Genomic DNA, 19,490 nt, shown 5'->3' with positions numbered 1-19,490 from the left:
GGAATACAGACCCCCCTCGGGTCTGTTTCCCGAGTTCGCGCGATGATGTCCCGCCACCCCTTATCTGTTCGCAACGAGAGGCTCCTTGTGTCGCTCAGCCCGTCCCGTACGTTCCCCACGGAGATCGCCGAATCCGAGGCCCTGGTCGCGCTTGTCGAGCGTGGCCGCGAGCAGGGTCACATCAACGGTGATGACGTGCGCCAGGCCTTCGAGGCCGGCCGCATCCCGGTGGACCAGTGGAAGCGGGTCCTGCGCAGCCTGAACCAGGTCCTGGACGAGGAGGGCGTCGCGCTGCACGTCAGCGCCGCCCCCGCCACCAAGGCTCCCGCCAAGAAGGCGCGCAAGGCGGCCGCCGCCCCGGCGCGCGTCGCCAAGAAGGCCGCCGCCCCGCCGCGCCTCATCGGTGCGCGCAAGACGGCTGCCACCACCCCCGCCGCGGCGATATCCGACCCGTCGGCCTCCGGCACCGAGGAGGAGGTGGCGGCCGATGCCGCCGCCGCGCCGAAGAAGCGGACGGTCAAGAAGACCGCCGTGAAGAAGACCGCCGTGAAGAAGACGGCCGCCACGAAGAAGACCGCCAAGGACGGCGACGAGGCCGAGGCCCCCGTCGCCGAGGGCGAGGACTGGGCGGCCGAGGACCTGGACGAGGGCGACGAGAAGGAGACGCCCAAGACGGGCGGCAGCGCCGGCTTCGTCCTGTCCGACGACGACGAGGACGACGCCCCCGCCCAGACCGTCATGGTCGCCGGCGCCACCGCCGACCCCGTCAAGGACTACCTCAAGCTCATCGGCAAGGTGCCGCTGCTCAACGCCGAGCAGGAAGTCGAGCTCGCCAAGCGCATCGAGGCCGGTCTCTTCTCCGAGTACAAGCTCGAAGAGGAGGAGGACCACAAGCCCGCGTTCAAGCGCGAGCTGGAGATCCTCGTCGAGGACGGCCGCCGGGCCAAGAACCACCTGCTGGAGGCCAACCTCCGCCTCGTGGTCTCCCTCGCCAAGCGCTACACCGGCCGCGGCATGCTCTTCCTGGACCTGATCCAGGAGGGCAACGTCGGTCTGATCCGCGCCGTGGAGAAGTTCGACTACACCAAGGGCTTCAAGTTCTCCACGTACGCGACCTGGTGGATCCGGCAGGCGATCACGCGTGCCATGGCCGACCAGTCGCGCACCATCCGCATCCCCGTCCACATGGTCGAGATCATCAACAAGCTGGCCCGTGTCCAGCGCCAGATGCTCCAGGACCTCGGCCGGGAGCCCACTCCGGAGGAGCTGGGCAAGGAACTCGACATGACCCCCGAGAAGGTCATCGAGGTCCAGAAGTACGGCCGCGAGCCGATCTCCCTGCACACCCCGCTGGGTGAGGAGGGCGACAGCGAGTTCGGTGACCTCATCGAGGACTCCGAGGCGGTCGTGCCGGCCGACGCGGTCTCCTTCACCTTCCTCCAGGAGCAGCTCCAGTCCATCCTGGGCACGCTCTCGGAGCGCGAGGCGGGCGTGGTCTCCATGCGCTACGGCCTCAACGACGGCCAGCCGAAGACCCTCGACGAGATCGGCCGCGTGTACGGGGTCACCCGTGAGCGCATCCGCCAGATCGAGTCGAAGACCATGTCCAAGCTCCGTCACCCGTCGCGCTCGCAGGTGCTGCGCGACTACCTCGACTAAACCTTCAGGTCAGTCGGAAGACCGGCCCTCGGGGCGTGAACGGCAGGGAGGCACCCTGCGGGATCAGATAGGCGTGCTCGCGCCGGATCCGCAGGGTGTCGCACCCGCCGTCCGTGATCACGAGGACCGGCGCCCCGGGCGGGAAGTCCTCCGCCCGGTGCAGCAGGTCGATGCCCGGTTGCAGGACCGTGCCGCCCCGGCCGCGTACCCGGACCCGCCCGGCGATTTCGGTCGGTGGCAGATAGCCCGCGTCGTACGGCGCCGCGTCGCAGAACACGACGCGTGCCGCCGGCACGTCGCGGGCCTGCGCGTACGAGGCGATCGCGCCCAGCGCCTTGCCGAGCAGGGCGGCGTTCGTCGACCCCGAGGTGTCGAGGACCACCCCGAAGGTGCAGCGGGCCACCTCCTCGGGCGGGAAGTACCGGCCCGCGCGCGGGATGTCCGGGGTGGAGGCCTGGCGGCGGGCCGGGCGCGCGAAGGACCGTACGGCCAGGGGCCGCGGCACGTACTCGTCGAACCAGCGGGCGAGCGCCGCGTCCCAGGGCACGGGCGGGTGGGCCAGGGCCCGGATCTCCTGGATCAGCCCGGCGGGCAGCAGGCCGCGCTCCCCGTACGCGTGCAGGTCGAAGCCCTGGACGAGGCCGCGCCGGTAGAAGTCGTCCAGGTCCGTGTACGGGCAGCTCTCCGGGTGGGGCAGCGGCTCGCCCAGGATGTCCCCGCGGCCCTTGCCGCGCAGGGTGGCGAGGCGGCGCATGCGGCGCAGGTCGGTGGTGATCCGGTCGTAGACCTCCTCGACCGAGAGGTCCTTGAGCGCCGGGTCGTACAGCAGCCCCTCGGGCATCTCCCCGACGGCCATCTCCACGAGCCAGCCGTTGACCACGTAGTCGGCGGCCACGTTGTGCAGGTACGGGTCGCGGGCGCCGCGGCGCTCGCCGTGGCGCAGGGCGGCGTGCAGCATCTCGTGGGCCAGGATGAACCGCCACTCCCCGTCGGTGAAGGTGCGCAGCGGGTTGACGTAGATCTCGCCGGCGCTCGCGCTGACGGCGGCGATGTCGATGCCCTGGGCGCGGGCCAGCTCGGCGTCGGCGACGATCTTCAGCCCGGCGGCGAGGCCCCCGAGCAGCGGGTACGAGGAGACGAACCAGTTCAGGGCCCGGTCCCACGGGTGGAGGCGGACACGCTCCCCGGTGACCCGGTCGCGGCGGCCGCCGGCCACGTCCATGGCGGCCGAGACGCTGCGGGTCAGGGCGTGCGCGAAGGCGGTCTCCCAGTCGGGGACGGCGGTGTTCCACGCCCGCCAGGTCACCAGGACCTGGTCGGGGTGGTCTCCGGCGGTGCCGCAGTTCTCGCGGGCTGGGGGGATGCCGTCGCGGCGCCAGCGGGCGGCGAGCAGGTCCTCGTCGCCGCCGGGGTGCTCGGCGGGCAGGCGGTCCGGGGTCCAGCCGGGTGCGAAGCTCGCCAGGAAGCGGTTGACGACGGCGCAGCGCGCGGCCAGGTCGAAGCGGTCGGGCTGGGGGCGGTACTCGTCCTTGGCGGCGGGTACGTGTCCGAAGCCGAGGTGGAGCAGCGCGTGGGAGAGCGTCCAGGCCCATTCCTCGGGTGTGGCGCGCTTGGTGGGGTGGACGTGGACGGTGCCGTTGGAGTCGACGGCGGCCAGTCCCCCTGCGGGGGTGGCCGCGCACTTGGCCTGGCGGCAGATGGTGGCGGAGACGGCGGCGAGGGCGGGGTTCCGCTTGACCAGGGCGAGGCCCTCGGCGAAGGCCTGGGCGGCCGGGTCGGGTTTGGCGTTGCCGGTGTTCTTGTGGGTGGTGCGGGTCACCGGCGGGCCTCGACCAGGCGCGGCATGTCGCGGGCCGCTTCGACGAGGAACCAGGCGGGCAGCACGGGCAGGCCGTCGGCGTCGTCGGCGATCACGGTCTGGGCGACCTCGACGGAGATCTCGGCGAGCTGGACGAGGAGGGACTTGGCCCGGTAGGCGGTCTGCCGTACGGCGGGCGAGACGTGTTCGCGCTGTGCGGGCAGCTCCTTGACCAGGCGGCCGCGGAAGGCGTCGGCCAGGTAGTAGAGCAGGTCGCGGTCGGCGAGGCGGGTGGGCCAGTTCGCGTCACCCTTCATGATCGCCTCGATGCCGAAGGAGTGGCGGACGATCTTCGCATAGCCGCAGAAGGAGACGGCGTGCGCCGGGGTGAGGGTGCCGTGGGCGATCACCTTCAGGGTCGTCTCGTCCAGGTCCTGGCCGAAGGAGTGCAGGGCGTCGGAGAGCATGTGCCAGGAGCGGGGCGTGGAGAACGGCTCCTCCGTCTTGGGCGGCTGCGACCACAGGTGGTCGGGCCGGTCGGTGAGGTAGTCGGTGACCCAGGGGTGGATGCCGTGCTCGCCGGCCCAGACCAGCCAGTCCCCGGCGGAGGCGCTCAGGTGGACGTGAGTGAGCCGGTTGACGAGCGCGGAGGCGATGGGGCGGGCCAGGGCGTTGTCGGTGGCCCGGTTGCCCGCGCCGATGACGATGGAGCCCGCGGGCAGCTCGTAGGAGCCGATCCGGCGGTCGAGGATCAGCGAGTAGAAGGCCTTCTGGACGTCCGGGCTCGCGGCGTTGAGCTCGTCGAGGAACAGGCAGTACGGCTCCTCGCGGGCGATGGCCTCGGGCGGGCAGAACACGGAACGCCCGTCACGGATCTGCGGTACGCCGATCAGGTCCTCGGGCGCGAGCTGGGTACCGAGCAGGCTGACGCACTCCAGCCCCAGCGAATCGGCGAACCTCCGCACGAGCGAGGACTTGCCGATGCCGGGCGCCCCCCAGAGGAACACGGGCCGCACGGTGGCGAGCCCGAGGAGCAGTTCGGGGAGCTGGGCGGGGGTGACGGTGACGGCAGCCTGCACGGGCGGGGATGTCCTTAGGGGTACGGGTCCGGGTACGCGGTGCGCCCAGTGTGGGTGCACCGCGTGTCCCGGAGCATCCGGTTTTCCCCCGGGGCGTCCCTGCGGAACTCAGGCCGCGGAGTGCTCCAGCAGGTGCTTGAGCTTCTCCTCGCTGCGGGGCATCTCCTTGCGGACCATGGGCTTGACCGCGAGCGGGACGAGCGCCCTGCCCATGCCGTGGCCCTCGAAGTCGACGGCGATGGTCACGCGCGAGCGGGTGCCTCCGTCGAGGGGTTCGATGTGGCCCCGTACGTCCGGGCGGACCGGCCCGTCGAGGCCGTGAATGTGCCAGCTCCTCGGCGCGTCCACCTCGACGAACTCCATGGTCGTGGGGATCCTGCGCTTGCCGATCTGCCGGGTGACGACGACCTTCGAACCCACGTGGACGGGCAGGTCACCCATCGGCACGGCGGAGACGGCGCTGTCCTGCCACTCCGGCAGGTGCGTGGGGTCCGTCACGTAGGAGAAAACGTCCTCAGGCCTGCGGTCGATGTCGATGCTGTTGCTGATCGCGGACATGGCGACCCCTTAGAGCCCCCCTGGCTGTCTCCTTCCAAATTACGCCGCAGGTGATGCCGCCGCGCGGAGAGAGGACTCAGGCGGCCGGGGGCGGGCCCGTGCCCGGGGCCGGCGTCGCCGCGACCGTCGGGTGGACCGGGACCTGGGGCCCGTCCCCCTCGGTGAGCCAGCGGCGCAGGACCTCGTGGACCGCCTCCGCGCCCACCAGCTCCCCGTCCGGCCTGTACACCGGTTCGGAGAGCTCCACCGGCCACATCAGGAACGGGTGGCCCTGCTCCCCGCCCAGGCCGCCGTGCGAGCCGATCTGCTCCTCGAAGGCGTGCACCGTGCCCGTCTGCGGGTCGTAGGCCGAGTTCACCATCACGTCGGCCACGTGCGGGAAGGTGTCGGTCCGCCGCACCGCCCGGGCCGCGCCCGGTCCGAAGGGGGCCAGCAGCGCCTCCGCCGCGCCCGGCTCGTCCAGCCGCGCCTCGGCCCCGTCGGCCGCCAGGACGGTCCCGTCGACGAGCAGGAAGCCCACCCCGGGGTGGTTCGCCAGGGTGGAGAGCAGCGCCGGGTGCGCGCGCTCGATCCGCTCCCTCGACGCCCGGCCGGGCAGGTCCGTGAAGGAGATCAGCCCGAGGTTGCCCGAGGCCAGTACCACCGGGTCGGGACCCGACCCGGGTCGCACCTCCTCGTCCGTCTCCTCCACCGGCCGGTGCAGGGCGGCCCGTACGGCGGCCCGTGCCTCGGCGCCGCTGCGGGTACGGCCGGCCTTCCGGGACACGGGCAGCCCGCAGCCCGCGCGGACCAGGTCCTTCAGGGTGAGCCCGTACCGGGCGAGGAAGGTCTCCCCCGGGCTCTGGCCGTGGTCCGAGAGCAGCACGATCCGGTACTCCCGGGGCGCGTGCTCGGCGACCCGGGCGATGAGCGCGAGGCTGCGGTCGAGCCGGGCGAGCACCTGCTCGGTGTCCCGGGAGCGCGGGCCGGAGTGGTGGGCGACCTCGTCGTAGGCGACCAGGTCGGCGTAGACCGCGGCGCGCCCGGCCAGCATGTCGCCGATCACCGCGGCGACCACGACGTCGCGCTCCACCACCGTGGCGAAGGCCCGGATCAGCGGGTACAGCCCGCCGCGCGCGACCCGTGGCCGGTCCCCGCGCAGGCGGCCGCGCAGTGACTGGGTGATCTCGCGGGCCACCTCGGCGACGAAGGAGAGCGCCGTGCGGACCGCGTTGGCCGGGTCGGAGAAGTACGCGAAGTAGCCCGCGCGGGAGCGGTTGTGCGGGCCCCGCCGGGCGGAGACGGACAGGACGAGCGCCAGTTGGCCGGCACCGCCGCTGAAGAGGTTGCCGCGGCTGGCCCCGTCGAGGGTGAGCAGGCCCCCGTCCGCGGTGCGTTCGACGGCCCGCCGCTGGAGCTCGGCGGCGCTGGTGGGCCGGTTGCAGACCACCACCTCGCCGGTGTCCTTCTCGTACCAGCGGAAGGCCGGGACGTCGAAGTTGGAGCCGTGCAGGATGCCGAGCTGGCTGGCGCCGGTCTGGCTGGACCAGTCGGTGCGCCAGGAGGTGATGCGGTGGCTGCGGTCGAGCCAGTCGGCCACCGTCGGCATCAGGCCGCTGCCGGCCGCGCGGCGCAGCACCTCGTACCCGACCCCGTCGAGTTGCAGGAACACCATGGCGGGTGCGCGTTCGTCGGCCCCGGGCACGCCCTCGCGGCGCTGGCGGCGCCGGCGTCGGTCGGCGAGCCGGTAGAGCCGGCGCCGGTAGGCCTCGTCGTCCCGGACGGCGAGCGCGGTGGAGGTCGCGGAGGCGACGGCGGACATCACGGCGGCGACGACCACCGCCGTCTCGGGGTCCGCCTCGCCGCGGCCGGCCGGGATCAGGCTGAGCGCCAGCAGCAGCAGCGAGCCGTTGAGGAAGAAGACGAGCAGGCCGAGCACCAGGGCCGGCACGAGCAGCAGGGCGCGTACGAGAACCGGCCACACCAGCGCGCTCAGCAGACCGAACGCGCCGGCGCCGAGGGCGGCGGTCAGACCTATCTGCGTGATGCTGTCGCGGTCGCCTCCCGCGCCCGCCTGGAGCCTGAAGTCGGGGAGGATTCCGGCCAGGGCGAGCATCGTGAGGGTGGACACCGCCCAGACGATGACCACGCGCACCAGGGCGCCGCCCGCACTCCGCCACCGGCCTCGCAACACGCCCTACCCGCCTCACCACCGTGGCCCGTACCGCGCCGACGGGCCCCCGTCCCCACGGTGTCCAGGCTCGCACAGCGGCGCCCGCCCGGCCGGGTGACACGGGCGGCGGATGTGCGTACGGAGGGGCGCGGCGGCGCGCTGCCCCGGCGGGCGTCGGCGCGTCCGCCGGAGGCCGACGCGGGCCGGAGAGGGCTGCCGGGGGGCTACGTGCCGTCGTATCCGGCGGTCGGCATGGAGAGCCGGCGGTGCACCTCGGCCTTCATCGCGGAGGTGTAGCGCGGTTCGTCGAGACCGGCGGTTTCCAGCCGTACGCCGCGCCGTGCGCATTCCGCGGTGAACTCCCCCACGGAGCGCAGCGCGCGGGTCAGCACCCGGTGGTTGGCGGTGACGAACAGGTCGACGCGCCCGGCGTCGATGTCGTTCCACAGCCCGCAGTGGTCGGCGCGCAGTCCGTAGACGAACAGCTGGCGGGTCACGACGTAGCCCCGGTCGGCCGCCCAGCGGGCGCACAGCGCGTGCTGGCTCCGGGTGTCGACGGCGAAGGGATCCGTGTCCAGATCCTCCAGCGGGGCCAGGCTGGCGATCGCCGCCACGCGCAGCTCATCCATGCCGCCCGACCCTACTCCGATCCGCCGCCGGGGAGGAGAGGCCGGGGGGCGGCCTCTATGCCCGGTTTCCTGGTTCCGGGCGGTTTGGCGGGCAGCCTTTAGGCTCACGCAGTTCCTTGGGGATCCGTAGTGATCGTGTTGTGTTCTCGCCGTAGTGACCGTGCGGTGTGGGGTGTCGGATGTGGGTTCGTGGGTCGAATGGGTGACCTTTCGCGCGTGGTGTCGTTGATCGGATGACAGCGCTGGCGGCAGGGGAGGTGGGCGTTGAGTCGTAAGGTGTCGCTCGCCGCGGGTCAGGCCGCCCGGACTGCTTGTGCCCGTGGTGTGTTGCGGACGGGCGTGGACGAGAAGACTGGTGAGCTGTTGGCGGTCTCCGTGCTGGCGGATCGGGTCGGCTGGGCAGCCGATCTGGTGGCCGCCTTGGTCGCCGGGCTGCTGGCCGACCGGTGGAAGCCCGCCGATGTGGATGTGCTGGCCTCCGGGGAGGACGGCGGGGGCAGGAAGCTGCCGTCGAACGCGTGGATGGCTCTGCGTCGTCTGGGCTGGAGCGGCTCGCCGCCCGAAGGCATTCGGGTCAATGACCGGATCGTCCGCATGGCGCAGGAGCAGGCCGGACGCTTGCTGCGGTCGGCGAAGTGGCGCGCCGACCTGACCGCCGGCGTACTCAAGGTATGGCCCGCCGATCCCGGCAGGCGTACGCCTGAGGAGTGGGACGCGGTGCGTGAGGCCGTGCCGGGCGGCCGGGATCTGCCGTCCAGCGTCATCCACTCCCGCACCCGGCAGATCGTCTCGTTCGCCAGGAAGCGCGACCGGATGCCTACCGGTCTGTTCGAGATGGAGGCCGCGCCCACGGCAGCGCGGTTACTGCTGCTGTCGGCGTGTGACGGGCAGCAGGCCACCATCGAACGTCACGAGACCGAGCCGGGCCGTGCGCTGTTGCGTTTGCAGCTCCCCACCCGGGCCGACCCGCGTTCCCACCGGGACTGGACGTGGGTGTCCTGCCCCGTCACGCTGCCCGCGACGGTCCCGGCGGGCGCGGTGCTGCACCTGCCCACGCTGCGCCCGTACCAGGGTCGTGTCCGCGCCGATCTCGCCTACACCCACGTGGTGCCGAAGACGGCCCGCAGTGGGCACACGGTGGCGCTCGGTGTGGACTGGGGCCTGAACACCCTGCTGTCCACCGGGGCCGTCCGGCTGCACGAGGACGGGCGGATCACCACCCTCGGGGCCGGAGGAATGTTCCGGACGGCCGGAGTCCTCGCGAAACAGCACCGGCTGCGACGGCAGGGCGAGCACCTTCACTCCAAGGCCAGCCACTACAAGCGGCTCACCACCGGAGACGAACGTCACCCGCTGGCCGCCAAGCACACCATTCTGAGCGACGAGATCGCCCACGTCTCGGCGCGCCGGTCCAACCTCAACGACGCATTGGCGTGGGCGGCCGCCCGGTGGGCAGTGGACCAGGCCATCACGGCCGGGGCGACTGTCATCTATGTCGAGGACCTCCGCTCGATGGAAGCCCGTGGCATGGGCCGAACCCACAACACCCGGCTCTCCCAGCAGGTACGCGGGCAGATCGTGGACCGTATGCGGCACGTGGCCGCAGAGACGGGCATCGCCGTCGTCACCGTCCCCGCACGCAACACCTCCAAACACTGCCCCCAATGCCTCACCCCACTGCGGCACCGCGAAGCCCCCGACCGGCCCACCACACCCGGCTGGAAATGGGCCATCTGCCCCAAGCCCGACTGCCGTTGGCAGGGAGACCGCGACCAGGGCGCCTGGCAGCGCATCGCAGCACGCGGACTCTCCCACCAAACCAAAACCGTCACCGACCGCACCACAGGCGCGATGGCCATCCGCGCGGTCGTCGACACCCTCGAAGCGGGCGCGGTCATCACGCCGACCGCGCCGAAAACCAGCCGGGACCGGTCCAAGACCGGGCCCACCCGGCACAAGCAAACACGTCCGACGCCCAGGCGACGCCGGACACCCTCCCCCGTCGGGCCTTCGGCCCCGGCAGGCCAGCGTCCGGAGGGACACGCTCACACGGACCGGAGACGGCTGCCCCGCGCAGCCCACCGGCACCAGGACGTGACGACGATCAGCACACCCGCCACCAGCCGACACCGGCCACGAGGAGCGGCACTGGGCGCGGGATTCCACCTCCACGCCCACGCCACCCCTCCACGGTGGGAACACATCCGCGCACCAGACGCTATGTCTGGCACAGGATCACTAAGCTGATCAGAGACGCTCGGACGGGACCCGGTGACAGACGGGACCAGGGAGGGGATCAGGGGCCGGTGGACATCACTTGGTGGGGCCACGCCACGTGCACGGTCGAGGACTCCGGTGTCCGGCTGCTCACGGACCCGCTCTTCACGCGCCGGCTGGCGCACCTGCGGCGCCGTCGCGGGGCGGTGCCCCCGCCGGAGGCGGCGGTCGCCGACGCGGTGCTCGTCTCGCACCTGCACGCCGACCACCTGCACCTGCCCTCGCTGGCGCGCCTCGCGCGCGGGACCCGGCTGCTGGTGCCGCGCGGGGCGCCGGGGGCGGTGGCGGGGCTGGCGCGGATAGCCGGGGTGCGGGGGCTGGAGGTCACGGAGGTGGTGCCGGGCGACGCGGTGACCGTGGGGGACGGCGTACGGGTCCGGGCGGTCGGCGCGCGGCACGACGGGCGGCGGCTGCCGTTCGGCCCGCGGGTCGCTCCCGCGCTCGGGTACGTGATCGAGGGCTCGTCGCGGACCTACTTCGCCGGGGACACCGGCCTGTTCGCCTCGATGGCCGACGAGGTCGGACCGGTGGACGTGGCGCTGCTGCCGGTGGGCGGCTGGGGGCCCTATCTGGGTCCCGGGCACCTGGACGCGGCGGGTGCGGCGCGGGCGCTGGCCCTGCTGGCACCGGCGGCGGCGGTCCCGGTGCACTGGGGTACGTACTGGCCGATCGGGATGGACGCGGTCCGGCCGCACGAGTTCCACGCGCCGGGCGAGGAGTTCGTACGGTGTGCGCGGCGGGAGGCGCCGAAGGTGACGGTCCGGGTGCCCGCGCACGGTGAACGGGTGCGACTGCCGTGAGGGCCCTGTCCCTGCTCGCGGAGGCGGCCGCGCAGGTACCGCCGGAATCCACCCAGCAGGCGATCGGCTATCCGACCCTCTTCGTGCTGGTGGCACTGGGCGCGCTGGTGCCGGTGATCCCGACGGGCGCGCTGGTCAGCACGGCGGCGGTGGTGGCGTTCCACCAGGACTCGCTGCCCTTCGGGCTGTTGCTGGTGTTCGGGGTGTCCGCGCTGGCCGCCTTCGCCGGGGACCTGGCGCTGTACTGGCTGGGCCGGCGCGGGGTGCACTCGCGGAACGGATCGCGCTGGCTGGAAGCACTGCGCCGGCGGGCGACCCCGGAACGCCTCGCCCAGGCGCAGCGCAAGCTCGACGAGAACGGCGTACTGGTCCTGGTGGTCTCGCGCCTCCTCCCGGGCGGCCGCATCCCGGTGATGCTGGCCTGCCTCCTCGCGGAGCTCCCCCTGCGCCGGTTCGCCCGCGGCGACGGCCCCGCCTGCCTGGCCTGGGCGGCGACCTACGGCCTGATCGGCATCGTGGGCGGCTCCCTCTTCGCGGAGCCCTGGAAGGGCGTGGCCGTGGCGGTCGCCCTCACGGTGCTCATCAGCGCGGCCCCGACGGTGTGGCGCCGCATCCGCGGCTGACCTGGCCGGTCCCGGAACCCGTCTCCCGTGCGGCACCGTTGCCGGGGACCAGCCCCCGGACCCCCGCGCCTCAAACGCCGGCGGGGCTGGATTTCCCCGACCACCGGCGTTCACGTGCAGGCCGACGCGGGGCACTTTCAGCCGTCCGGCGTTTGAGGACCGGGGTCCGGGGCGGAGCCCCCTGGGGGTCCCCCCGGACGGAGTCTGGGGGATGGGTCCGGGCAGAGCCCGGGGAACGGGCGAAGGGTGGGTAGGGGAACTCCGCCCCGCGCAGCGGCACACCTGCGGCCAGCCACGGCTAGAAGGCCCGGGACGCCCCGATCGGGAGGTCCCACAGGTGCTCCCGGGGCAGGCCCGTACGGGCCCAGGCGGCACGCACCCGCTGAAGCGGCTCCATCACCGGCTCGGAGGACAGCACGAACGTGCCCCAGTGCATCGGAGCCATCCGCCGCGCCCCCAGGTCCAGACAGGCCCGCACCGCCTCCTCCGGGTCCGCGTGGACGTCCCGCAGCCACCACCGAGGGGCGTACGCCCCGATCGGGAGCAGCGCGAGGTCGATGCCCGGGTGCCGCCGCCCGATCTCGCCGAACCAGTGTCCGTAGCCCGTGTCCCCCGCGAAGTAGACCTTCTTCGGGGCGTCGCCCCGCCCCTCGGCGGCGCTGAGCATCCAGCCGCCCCACAGCGTCCGGCACGCGTCCATCAGCGACCGCTTCGACCAGTGGTGCGCCGGCACGAACTCGAACCGTACGCCGCCCAGTTCGGCCGACTCCCACCAGTCCAGTTCGGTGACCCGGGTGAACCCCCGCCGCCGGCACCAGCGCGCGAGGCCGGCCGGCACGAAGAGCGGCGTCGCGCGCGGGAGCCGTTTGAGGGTGGGGGCGTCGAGGTGGTCGTAGTGGTTGTGGCTGATCACCACGGCGTCGATCCGCGGCAGTTCCTCCCACCGCACCCCGACGGGGGTCATCCGGGCCGGGGTGCCGAGGATCCGCCGGGACCAGACGGGATCGGTCATTACGGTCAGTCCGCCGATCCGCAGGATCCAGCTGGCGTGCCCGGCCCAGGTCACGGACATCGTCCCGGCGGCCACGGCGGGCAGCGGGGCCGGCGCGTACGGCAGGTCCGGGATGCCGCGCAGCCCGTCGGGGCCGGGCCGGAAGGCGCCCTCGCGGGCGAGCCGGGCGAAGGCGCGCAGCCCCGGCAACGGGGTGGTCAGCCGGTCCGCGAACGAGCGCGGCCACAGCCGGTGTTCGCCGAGCGGCCGCGGCCGCGCGTGCCGGACGCCGACACCGGCGCCGACACCGGCGCCGACACCCGCCCGGGTGGCCGCCAGGGGGACGGCCGGGCCGGCCTCGGCCTCCGCCTCGGCCCGGGAAGCCGAGGGGGCGTCCGTCTGATCCCTCATCGAGAAGTCTCCGTTCGCCGGCGGCATGCGGTTTTTCCGGGCGGGTTCGCGGGCGGCCCTCAGTCGGACAGCCCGGCCAGGATCGACCGGAGCCGGGCCAGGGAGTCCCGTACGTGGGGCAGTGCGAGGGGGTCGGCCGCGGTGAGCGCCGCGAGCTGCTCCTCCGGGGTGGCTCCGAGCAGCGGTCCGGTCGACAGCCGGACCCGCGGGGCGACGGGCTCGTCCGCGAACCGCTGCCCGCCGGGCGTCGGCGCGCCGAGCCGACCGGCCAGCCAGTCCTCCAGTTCCATGGCGTCGCCGACCCCCTGCCGGGCGAGCCCCGCGCGCAGCGGCGTCAGATCGGCGTAGAGGTGGCGGCCGGCCTGCGGGGGCCGGGCCAGCGCCCCGGCGGCCAGCAGTTCCCGGTGCGCGGCGCGGGCCACCGCGCCGTGCAGGGCGGCGGCCGCGGCGGTGCGTCCCGCCACGGCGGGGGGCTCGTCGAGGGCGTGCGCGGCCGCCCCGGCGACCGGGCCCGCGACGAACCCGCCGGTGGCGGTGAGCACGTCCAGGGTGCGGGCCCGCAGCCAGGTGCCGTGCGGGGTGCCGGGGAAGCGGATGACGGCGGCGGGCCAGCCGGCGGGCAGCAGCGCGCCCGAGAGGTCCAGGAGCACGGCGGTGTCGTCCGGGAGCATCTCGGCGGGGCTGAGCACGACGAGCCTGTCGTGGGACAGGTCCCGGAGCCCGCCGGGGGCGGCCGTGCCCGGGCCTCCCGGGCGTCCGTGGACCGGCCGGTGGACGGTGTCGCGCCAGGTCTCGTCGCTGACGACGAACAGCCCGGCGGACTCGGCGGCCTCGCAGGCCTCCCGGAGCAGCTCGGGCGGCGGGACGGTCGCCGTCGGGTCGTCGGCCACGGACAGCAGCAGCACCCGCGGGTCGCCGCCCTCGGCGCGCACCCGGCGCACGGTCTCCAGCAGGGCGTACGGGTCGGGTACGCCGCCGCACTCGGCCGGGGTGGGCACGTGGTAGGCCCGCCGTCCCAGCAGCCGGACCTGCGGTGTCCACCAGGCGGGACACGGCCGGGGCAGCATGACGTCGCCGCCGTACGCGCCGAGCAGCGCCAGCAACAGGGCGGGCGCGCCGGGTCCGGCGGCCACGTGGTCGGGGTCGGTCGGCAGCCCGCGCCGCCCCCAGTGCCGGGCCGCGGCGGCCCGTACGGGCACTCCCCCGCCGGCCGGTTCGGGGGCCGAACGCCAGGCGGCCGCCGCGAGGACGGCCGTGAGCTCGGGCAGGACGGGCAGACCCGGCTGGGGTGCGGGCGGGCCGTAGCGGACCGGGCCACGGCCCTCGGCCATCGTGCGCTGGATCCCCGACACCGCGCGCCACCTCTCCCTGCCGTCCCCGCGCTCCCGACCATGCCTTTATACGGTTATTCGTCCACGATCGCCCGTTGTGGACCCCGGGGCCGCCGCCCGGGCCGACAACAGGGCCGACAGCAGGGCTGACCGCAGGGTCGACAGCGGGCCGACGCGCCCCGTCAGCCGCTCCTCCCCAGCAGCGCGAGCAGCCGGGTCTGCGCGTTCGCCCCGGCCGGGATCTCCAGCGGAGCCGCGTACATGCCGCTCGCGGCCAGTCCGTCGGCGTAGGGCATGACCTCCTTGAGGGAGAACTCGACCAGGCCGTCCGGCAGCCGGTCGTCCGCGCCGATGCCCCGCGCCAGGTCCCAGGTGTGGACGACGCAGTCGGCGGTCAGCTCCGAGCAGTACGCCGACCCGAGCGCGGGCCCGTACGAGAGCCGGACGGTGCGCTCCAGCGCCCCGGGGATCTCGAAGGCGGTGTGCGCGGCGGCCGAGGCCTCGTCCCAGGCGGCGGCCGGATCCGTGCCGAGGACATCGCCGTTGAAGGTGCTGCCGATGTCCTCGACGGTGCGGCCGTCGGTGACCAGGGGCGGTATCCACAGCTGTTCGGCGGTGACGTGGTTGACCAGGTCGCGCACGCTCCATTCGCTACAGGGCGTCGGCGCGTCCCACTGCGCGTCCGAGACCGCGTGGACGTACTGGCCGAAGAGCCGCAGCGCCTCGGCGTGCCGCTCCAGCAGCGGGTCCGGCATGGATGGCATGCATCTCACCGTCCTTTGTTCCCGGGGTGCCCCTGGGTTCCCCCGCAATCACTGTCCTCGCCCGCACCGCACCCCGCCACCCGCCCACCCAATCCCCTTGGTGCACACGGATGCTGTCCACATGTCAAAACGTATATCTCAGATGCCGAACTGATCCCTTACGGTGAATCCAACGCCTCGACAGCACTTCGACGACGAAGGAGCCATGTCCCATGAACGCCACCGATGCCACGGATGCCACGGATACCACTCACACGGCGACGGCCACGGAGCCCCCGCACGAGACCGCGGTCTACACCCACGGGCACCACGAGTCGGTGCTGCGCTCGCACCGCTGGCGCACCGCCCAGAACTCCGCCGCGTACCTGATCGGCGAGCTGCGCCCGGGGATGAGCGTCCTGGACGTGGGCTGCGGCCCGGGCACGATCACGGCGGACCTGGCGGAGCTGGTGGGGCCGCAGGGCCGGGTCACGGCGGTGGACGCGGCGCGGGACGTGGTCGACCAGGCCGCCGCGTACGCGAAGGAACGCGGCCTGACCGGCATCGAGTTCGCCACCGCCGACGTCCACGCGCTGGACTTCCCCGACGACTCCTTCGACGTGGTCCACGCCCACCAGGTGCTGCAGCACGTGGGCGATCCGGTGCAGGCGCTGCGCGAGATGCGCCGGGTGTGCCGGCCGGGCGGAATCGTCGCGGCGCGGGACGCGGACTACGCGGCGATGACGTGGTACCCCGCGACGCCGGGGCTGCAGCAGTGGCTGGACCTGTACCGGCGGGTGGCGCGCGCCAACGGCGGCGAGCCGGACGCCGGACGCCGCCTGCGCGCGTGGGCGCGGGCGGCGGGCTTCACGGACGTGACCTGCACGGCGACCTCGTGGTGCTACGCGACCGAGGAGGAGGCCGCATGGTGGTCGGCGCTGTGGGCGGACCGTACGACGGCCTCCGCCTACGCCGGGATCGCGACCGGCGGCGGACACGCGACGCAGGCACAGCTGGCGGCCGCCGCGGACGCCTGGCACACCTGGGGCGCGGAGCCGGACGCCTGGTTCTCGGTACTGAACGGCGAGATCATCTGCCGCGCCTGACCCCTTCAGGCCGCCAGGCGTACGGGGAGCAGTTCGGGCCGCTTGGCCGTACGGCCGTCTCCGGAGGAGCGCCCGCGCAGCCGTCGCCCGATCCAGGGCCCGGCGAAGCCCAGGGCCCACCGCAGCTCCCCGGCGACGCCCCGCAGGCCCGCCGGGGCGGCGGGCGGCGGGCCGGGCAGCGGGCGGGTCCACGCCTCGTCGCTGCCGGGCAGCCCCAGGGCGTGCGCGACCCCGGCGGCGATCATGGCGTGGCCGGAGGGCGCGGCGTGCAGCCGGTCCGCGCTCCACATCCGGGGGTCGGTGGAGGCCTCGTGGCGGGCGAAGTCTGCGACTGCCACCCCGTGCCGCTCCGCCGCCTGCCGTATCCGCTCGTTGAGCGCGATGACGCGCGGGGCGGCCCCCTTGGCGAGCGGGACGAGCTTCGCGATGTCGGGGAAGGTGACGGTGGCGACGCGGGCGCCCTGCGCGGTGAGCGCCGCGAACATCGCCTCCAGGTGCCCGGCGACCTCGTCGGCGTCGAAGCGGGGCCGCAGCACGTCGTTGACCCCGGCGACCACCGTGGCCAGGTCGGGGCGGAGCGCGAGGGCCGGCCCGAGCTGCCCCTCGCGGACGCCCGCCGCGAGGCGGCCCCGCACGGCCAGATTGGCGTAGAGCACGTCGGGCTCGTGCACCGCGATCAGCTCGGCGAGCCGGTCGGCGCACCCGCGCAGCCCGGTGCGGTCGTCCCCGTCGCCCACGCCCTCGCTCTGGCTGTCGCCGAGCGCCACGTACCGGGTCGGCCGTCGCTGCTCACTGCTCTCCACGGGATGCCCGCCTCTCGTTCAGAATGATCGTGGTGCGCTCGTACCAGGCCCGGTTGGCCCGCTCGAACTCCAGGCCGCGCAGGCACGTGAGGTAGGGGCCGATCCGTGCGCCGTGGCGCAGGAACTCCTCCTCCGTCCGCTCGCCGCGCATCGAGCGCAGCAGCTCCTCGAACAGCTCCGCCCTGGCCGTCGCGAAGGCGGTCCGCTCCGCGAGCTGCGCGATCAGCCCCTGCGTGTCGACGCACTCGGCCGCCTGGACCTTCACGAGCAGGTCGTCGCGGATGACGCAGGGTTTGGTCTCGGCTGCGGTGAAGCGCTCCAGCTCGGCCAGTCCGGCGTCGGTGACCTGGAACAGCCGCTTGTTCGGCCGGGTGTCCTGGACGACCTCGCGGCCCGCGATGAAGCCTTCCCGCTCCAGCCGGGCCAGCTCGGCGTAGAGCTGCTGGGGCAGGGCGTGCCAGAAGTTGGCCACACCCGTGCCGAAGGCCTTGGCCAGCTGGTAGCCGCTCAGCTCCTCGTCGAGCAGCGCCGCCAGTACGGCGTGGCGCAAAGCCATCGGTCGGTCTCCTCGGGATCGTGCGCGGCGGCGCCTCTTCGGGAACGCGTCTTCGGGAACGCGTCTTCGGGAACGTCTCTTCTCAAGGACGCCCAGGCCATGATAGTCAAGAAACTGACTAATCACATCGGTGACTATCAAGGAGTCCTCATGAGCACCGGCACGAGCACGGCCGACCGCTTCCGCGCCGCCGTCGACGTCAAGGACCTCGCCGCACTGGACGCCCTGTTCACCGAGGACGTGCGGCTCAACAGCCCCGTGAAGTCGAAGCCCTTCGAGGGCAAGGCGGCGGTGCTGGCCCTCTTCCGCGTCCTCCTTCGCACCTTCGAGGACTTCCGTTACGTCGGCCACTTCGAGGGCAGCGTCCAGTCCGGGGCGGACGCGTCCGACGGGCCGCAGGGACCGGCGACCGTGCTGCCGTTCCGGACCACCGTGAAGGACCGGCAGGTGCACGGCATCGACATGCTGCACCTCGCGCCCGGGGGCCTGATCAGCGAGATCACCGTGATGATCCGCCCCCAGACGGCGGTCCTGGCCGTCGGCGAGGCGGTCCTCGCCGGGCTGATCGCCGACGGCGTCATCGAGGCGGCCCCGGCAGCCGGCTGAGGCGTCCGCCGGGCGGACCTGCGGCGGCGGCCCAGTAGACTCGGTGCCCGTGGCGGATACCCAGTACGAAGACCTGTTGAAGCTGGTGCTCACCTCCGGGACGGCGAAGGCCGACCGGACGGGCACCGGCACCCGGAGTGTCTTCGGGCACCAACTGCGTTACGACCTGTCGCAGGGGTTTCCCCTGGTCACCACCAAGAAGGTGCACCTCAAGTCGATCGTGTACGAGCTGCTGTGGTTCCTGCGCGGCGAGTCGAACGTCGGCTGGCTGCGGGAGCACGGCGTGACGATCTGGGACGAGTGGGCCGACGAGAACGGCGACCTCGGGCCGGTCTACGGCGCCCAGTGGCGCTCCTGGCCCACCCCGGACGGCCTGCACATCGACCAGATCACCGAGGTCCTCGACACGCTGCGCCGCGACCCGGACTCCCGCCGGATGATCGTCTCGGCCTGGAACGTCTCCGAGCTGTCCAAGATGGCGCTCGCGCCGTGCCACGCCTTCTTCCAGTTCTACGTGGCCGACGGCAAGCTCTCCTGCCAGCTGTACCAGCGCAGCGCGGACCTGTTCCTCGGCGTGCCGTTCAACATCGCCAGCTACGCCCTGCTCACCCACATGGTGGCGCAGCAGGCCGGTCTGGAGCCGGGCGACTTCATCTGGACCGGCGGTGACTGCCACATCTACGACAACCACGTCGAGCAGGTGACCGAGCAGATCTCGCGCACCCCGTTCGAGTTCCCGGAGCTGGAGCTGCACCGGGCCGAGTCGCTCTTCGACTACGCCTACGGCGACGTGAAGATGGCCGGCTACCAGCACCACCCGGCCATCAAGGCTCCGGTCGCGGTATGAACCTCGGCATGGATGTCGGGCTGATCTGGGCGCAGAGCTCCGACGGCGTGATCGGCGCGGACAACGGGATTCCCTGGCGGCTGCCCGAGGACCTGGCCCACTTCAAGGCCACGACCCTCGGCCATCCGGTGGTGATGGGCCGCAAGACCTGGGATTCGCTGCCGGCGCGGTTCCGTCCGCTGTCCGGGCGGCGCAACATCGTGGTGACGCGTGATCCCGAGTGGGCCGCCGAGGGCGCGGAGCGGGCCGGGTCCATCCCCGCGGCCCTGGAGCTCGCGGCCGGGCAGTCCGAGCCAGCCACCCCCGCCGCCGCCGCGTGCTGGGTCATCGGCGGCGGAGAGGTCTACCGCGCCGCGCTGGCCCACGCCGTGATGCTCTCGGTGACCGAAGTCGACGCGTTGGTGGTCGGCGACACCCACGCCCCGGAGCTGGAACCCGCGTGGGCCGTCGCCGAGGACGGCGGCTGGCAGTCCTCGGTGACCGGCCTGCGCTACCGCATCCGCACCTACACCCGGTAGGCG

18 protein-coding genes are annotated in these 19,490 nt (G+C 73.4%); 8 read left to right on the top strand and 10 right to left on the bottom strand.

Features of this window, described 5'->3' with window-relative positions:
• Window positions 1-87: 87 nt before the first annotated feature.
• Entirely contained in the window at window positions 88-1,659 is a 1,572-nt protein-coding gene (locus tag AC3IYI_RS32855) for an RNA polymerase sigma factor (protein WP_489407084.1), read from the top strand.
• A 4-nt stretch (window positions 1,660-1,663) separates the two neighbouring features.
• Here the strand turns inward: AC3IYI_RS32855 and AC3IYI_RS32850 are convergent, their stop codons facing one another.
• The 5 genes from AC3IYI_RS32850 to AC3IYI_RS32830 form a co-directional block, all read right to left on the bottom strand.
• Window positions 1,664-3,478, bottom strand: coding sequence for a vWA domain-containing protein (locus AC3IYI_RS32850; protein ID WP_489407083.1), 1,815 nt, complete (start codon window positions 3,476-3,478; stop codon window positions 1,664-1,666).
• Window positions 3,475-4,536 carry an ATP-binding protein gene (locus tag AC3IYI_RS32845; RefSeq protein WP_489407082.1) on the bottom strand — a complete coding sequence of 354 codons (1,062 nt, stop codon included), beginning with the start codon at window positions 4,534-4,536 and terminating at the stop codon, window positions 3,475-3,477. The genes AC3IYI_RS32850 and AC3IYI_RS32845 overlap by 4 nt, the downstream gene beginning before the upstream one ends.
• A gap of 108 nt (window positions 4,537-4,644) precedes the next feature.
• Entirely contained in the window at window positions 4,645-5,094 is a 450-nt protein-coding gene (locus AC3IYI_RS32840; protein WP_489407081.1) for an SRPBCC family protein, read from the bottom strand.
• A 76-nt stretch (window positions 5,095-5,170) separates the two neighbouring features.
• Window positions 5,171-7,267 (bottom strand): phage holin family protein, encoded by a 2,097-nt coding sequence (locus AC3IYI_RS32835; protein ID WP_489407080.1) that lies wholly within the window; start codon window positions 7,265-7,267, stop codon window positions 5,171-5,173.
• A 203-nt stretch (window positions 7,268-7,470) separates the two neighbouring features.
• Window positions 7,471-7,875 (bottom strand): hypothetical protein, encoded by a 405-nt coding sequence (locus AC3IYI_RS32830; protein WP_243341689.1) that lies wholly within the window; start codon window positions 7,873-7,875, stop codon window positions 7,471-7,473.
• 339 nt (window positions 7,876-8,214) lie between these two features.
• On the opposite strand from AC3IYI_RS32830, the gene AC3IYI_RS32825 reads away from it, so the two are divergent.
• From AC3IYI_RS32825 to AC3IYI_RS32815, 3 genes are read left to right on the top strand one after another with little or no spacing between them, the layout of a single operon-like run.
• On the top strand, window positions 8,215-10,122 hold the full coding sequence (locus AC3IYI_RS32825) for a zinc ribbon domain-containing protein (protein WP_489407079.1): 1,908 nt from the start codon (window positions 8,215-8,217) through the stop codon (window positions 10,120-10,122).
• A 59-nt stretch (window positions 10,123-10,181) separates the two neighbouring features.
• On the top strand, window positions 10,182-10,952 hold the full coding sequence (locus AC3IYI_RS32820) for an MBL fold metallo-hydrolase (protein ID WP_489407078.1): 771 nt from the start codon (window positions 10,182-10,184) through the stop codon (window positions 10,950-10,952).
• Window positions 10,949-11,575, top strand: a complete 627-nt coding sequence (locus tag AC3IYI_RS32815; protein WP_489407077.1) for a DedA family protein — start codon at window positions 10,949-10,951, stop codon at window positions 11,573-11,575. The genes AC3IYI_RS32820 and AC3IYI_RS32815 overlap by 4 nt, the downstream gene beginning before the upstream one ends.
• 298 nt (window positions 11,576-11,873) lie before the next feature.
• On the opposite strand, the gene AC3IYI_RS32810 is transcribed toward AC3IYI_RS32815, so the two are convergent.
• From AC3IYI_RS32810 to AC3IYI_RS32800, 3 genes are all read right to left on the bottom strand, one after another.
• A complete protein-coding gene (locus AC3IYI_RS32810; protein WP_489407076.1) occupies window positions 11,874-12,977 on the bottom strand; it encodes an MBL fold metallo-hydrolase in 1,104 nt (367 codons plus the stop codon).
• Between the two features lie 59 nt (window positions 12,978-13,036).
• Window positions 13,037-14,308, bottom strand: coding sequence for an aminotransferase class I/II-fold pyridoxal phosphate-dependent enzyme (locus AC3IYI_RS32805; RefSeq protein ID WP_489411758.1), 1,272 nt, complete (start codon window positions 14,306-14,308; stop codon window positions 13,037-13,039).
• 182 nt (window positions 14,309-14,490) lie between these two features.
• Window positions 14,491-15,063 carry a TIGR03086 family metal-binding protein gene (locus AC3IYI_RS32800; protein WP_489411757.1) on the bottom strand — a complete coding sequence of 191 codons (573 nt, stop codon included), beginning with the start codon at window positions 15,061-15,063 and terminating at the stop codon, window positions 14,491-14,493.
• A gap of 221 nt (window positions 15,064-15,284) precedes the next feature.
• On the opposite strand from AC3IYI_RS32800, the gene AC3IYI_RS32795 reads away from it, so the two are divergent.
• Window positions 15,285-16,157, top strand: coding sequence for a class I SAM-dependent methyltransferase (locus AC3IYI_RS32795; protein ID WP_489407075.1), 873 nt, complete (start codon window positions 15,285-15,287; stop codon window positions 16,155-16,157).
• A 5-nt stretch (window positions 16,158-16,162) separates the two neighbouring features.
• Here the strand turns inward: AC3IYI_RS32795 and AC3IYI_RS32790 are convergent, their stop codons facing one another.
• Window positions 16,163-16,960, bottom strand: a complete 798-nt coding sequence (locus AC3IYI_RS32790; protein WP_489407074.1) for an SGNH/GDSL hydrolase family protein — start codon at window positions 16,958-16,960, stop codon at window positions 16,163-16,165.
• A complete protein-coding gene (locus AC3IYI_RS32785; protein ID WP_489407073.1) occupies window positions 16,947-17,516 on the bottom strand; it encodes a PadR family transcriptional regulator in 570 nt (189 codons plus the stop codon). The genes AC3IYI_RS32790 and AC3IYI_RS32785 overlap by 14 nt, the downstream gene beginning before the upstream one ends.
• A gap of 150 nt (window positions 17,517-17,666) precedes the next feature.
• Between AC3IYI_RS32785 and AC3IYI_RS32780 the strand changes: the two genes are divergently transcribed.
• From AC3IYI_RS32780 to AC3IYI_RS32770, 3 genes are read left to right on the top strand one after another with little or no spacing between them, the layout of a single operon-like run.
• On the top strand, window positions 17,667-18,122 hold the full coding sequence (locus tag AC3IYI_RS32780) for a nuclear transport factor 2 family protein (RefSeq protein WP_489407072.1): 456 nt from the start codon (window positions 17,667-17,669) through the stop codon (window positions 18,120-18,122).
• Window positions 18,123-18,171: 49 nt separating this feature from the next.
• Entirely contained in the window at window positions 18,172-18,969 is a 798-nt protein-coding gene (locus tag AC3IYI_RS32775; protein ID WP_489407071.1) for a thymidylate synthase, read from the top strand.
• An 8-nt stretch (window positions 18,970-18,977) separates the two neighbouring features.
• Window positions 18,978-19,487: a dihydrofolate reductase gene (locus AC3IYI_RS32770; protein WP_489411756.1), complete on the top strand. Its 510-nt coding sequence runs from the start codon at window positions 18,978-18,980 to the stop codon at window positions 19,485-19,487.
• Window positions 19,488-19,490 lie beyond the last annotated feature (3 nt).

This window comes from Streptomyces sp. GL_148 (genome assembly GCF_057834205.1).
This window is presented reverse-complemented; position numbering and strand designations above follow the sequence as displayed.

Coding starts and splice junctions, on each gene's coding strand:
- AC3IYI_RS32840 (WP_489407081.1), bottom strand. CDS start 5,094: ATGTCCGCGATCAGCAACAGCATCGACATCGACCGCAGGCCTGAGGAC.
- AC3IYI_RS32830 (WP_243341689.1), bottom strand. CDS start 7,875: ATGGATGAGCTGCGCGTGGCGGCGATCGCCAGCCTGGCCCCGCTGGAG.
- AC3IYI_RS32810 (WP_489407076.1), bottom strand. CDS start 12,977: ATGAGGGATCAGACGGACGCCCCCTCGGCTTCCCGGGCCGAGGCGGAG.
- AC3IYI_RS32805 (WP_489411758.1), bottom strand. CDS start 14,308: ATGGCCGAGGGCCGTGGCCCGGTCCGCTACGGCCCGCCCGCACCCCAG.
- AC3IYI_RS32800 (WP_489411757.1), bottom strand. CDS start 15,063: ATGCCGGACCCGCTGCTGGAGCGGCACGCCGAGGCGCTGCGGCTCTTC.
- AC3IYI_RS32795 (WP_489407075.1), top strand. CDS start 15,285: ATGAACGCCACCGATGCCACGGATGCCACGGATACCACTCACACGGCG.
- AC3IYI_RS32785 (WP_489407073.1), bottom strand. CDS start 17,516: ATGGCTTTGCGCCACGCCGTACTGGCGGCGCTGCTCGACGAGGAGCTG.
- AC3IYI_RS32780 (WP_489407072.1), top strand. CDS start 17,667: ATGAGCACCGGCACGAGCACGGCCGACCGCTTCCGCGCCGCCGTCGAC.
- AC3IYI_RS32770 (WP_489411756.1), top strand. CDS start 18,978: ATGGATGTCGGGCTGATCTGGGCGCAGAGCTCCGACGGCGTGATCGGC.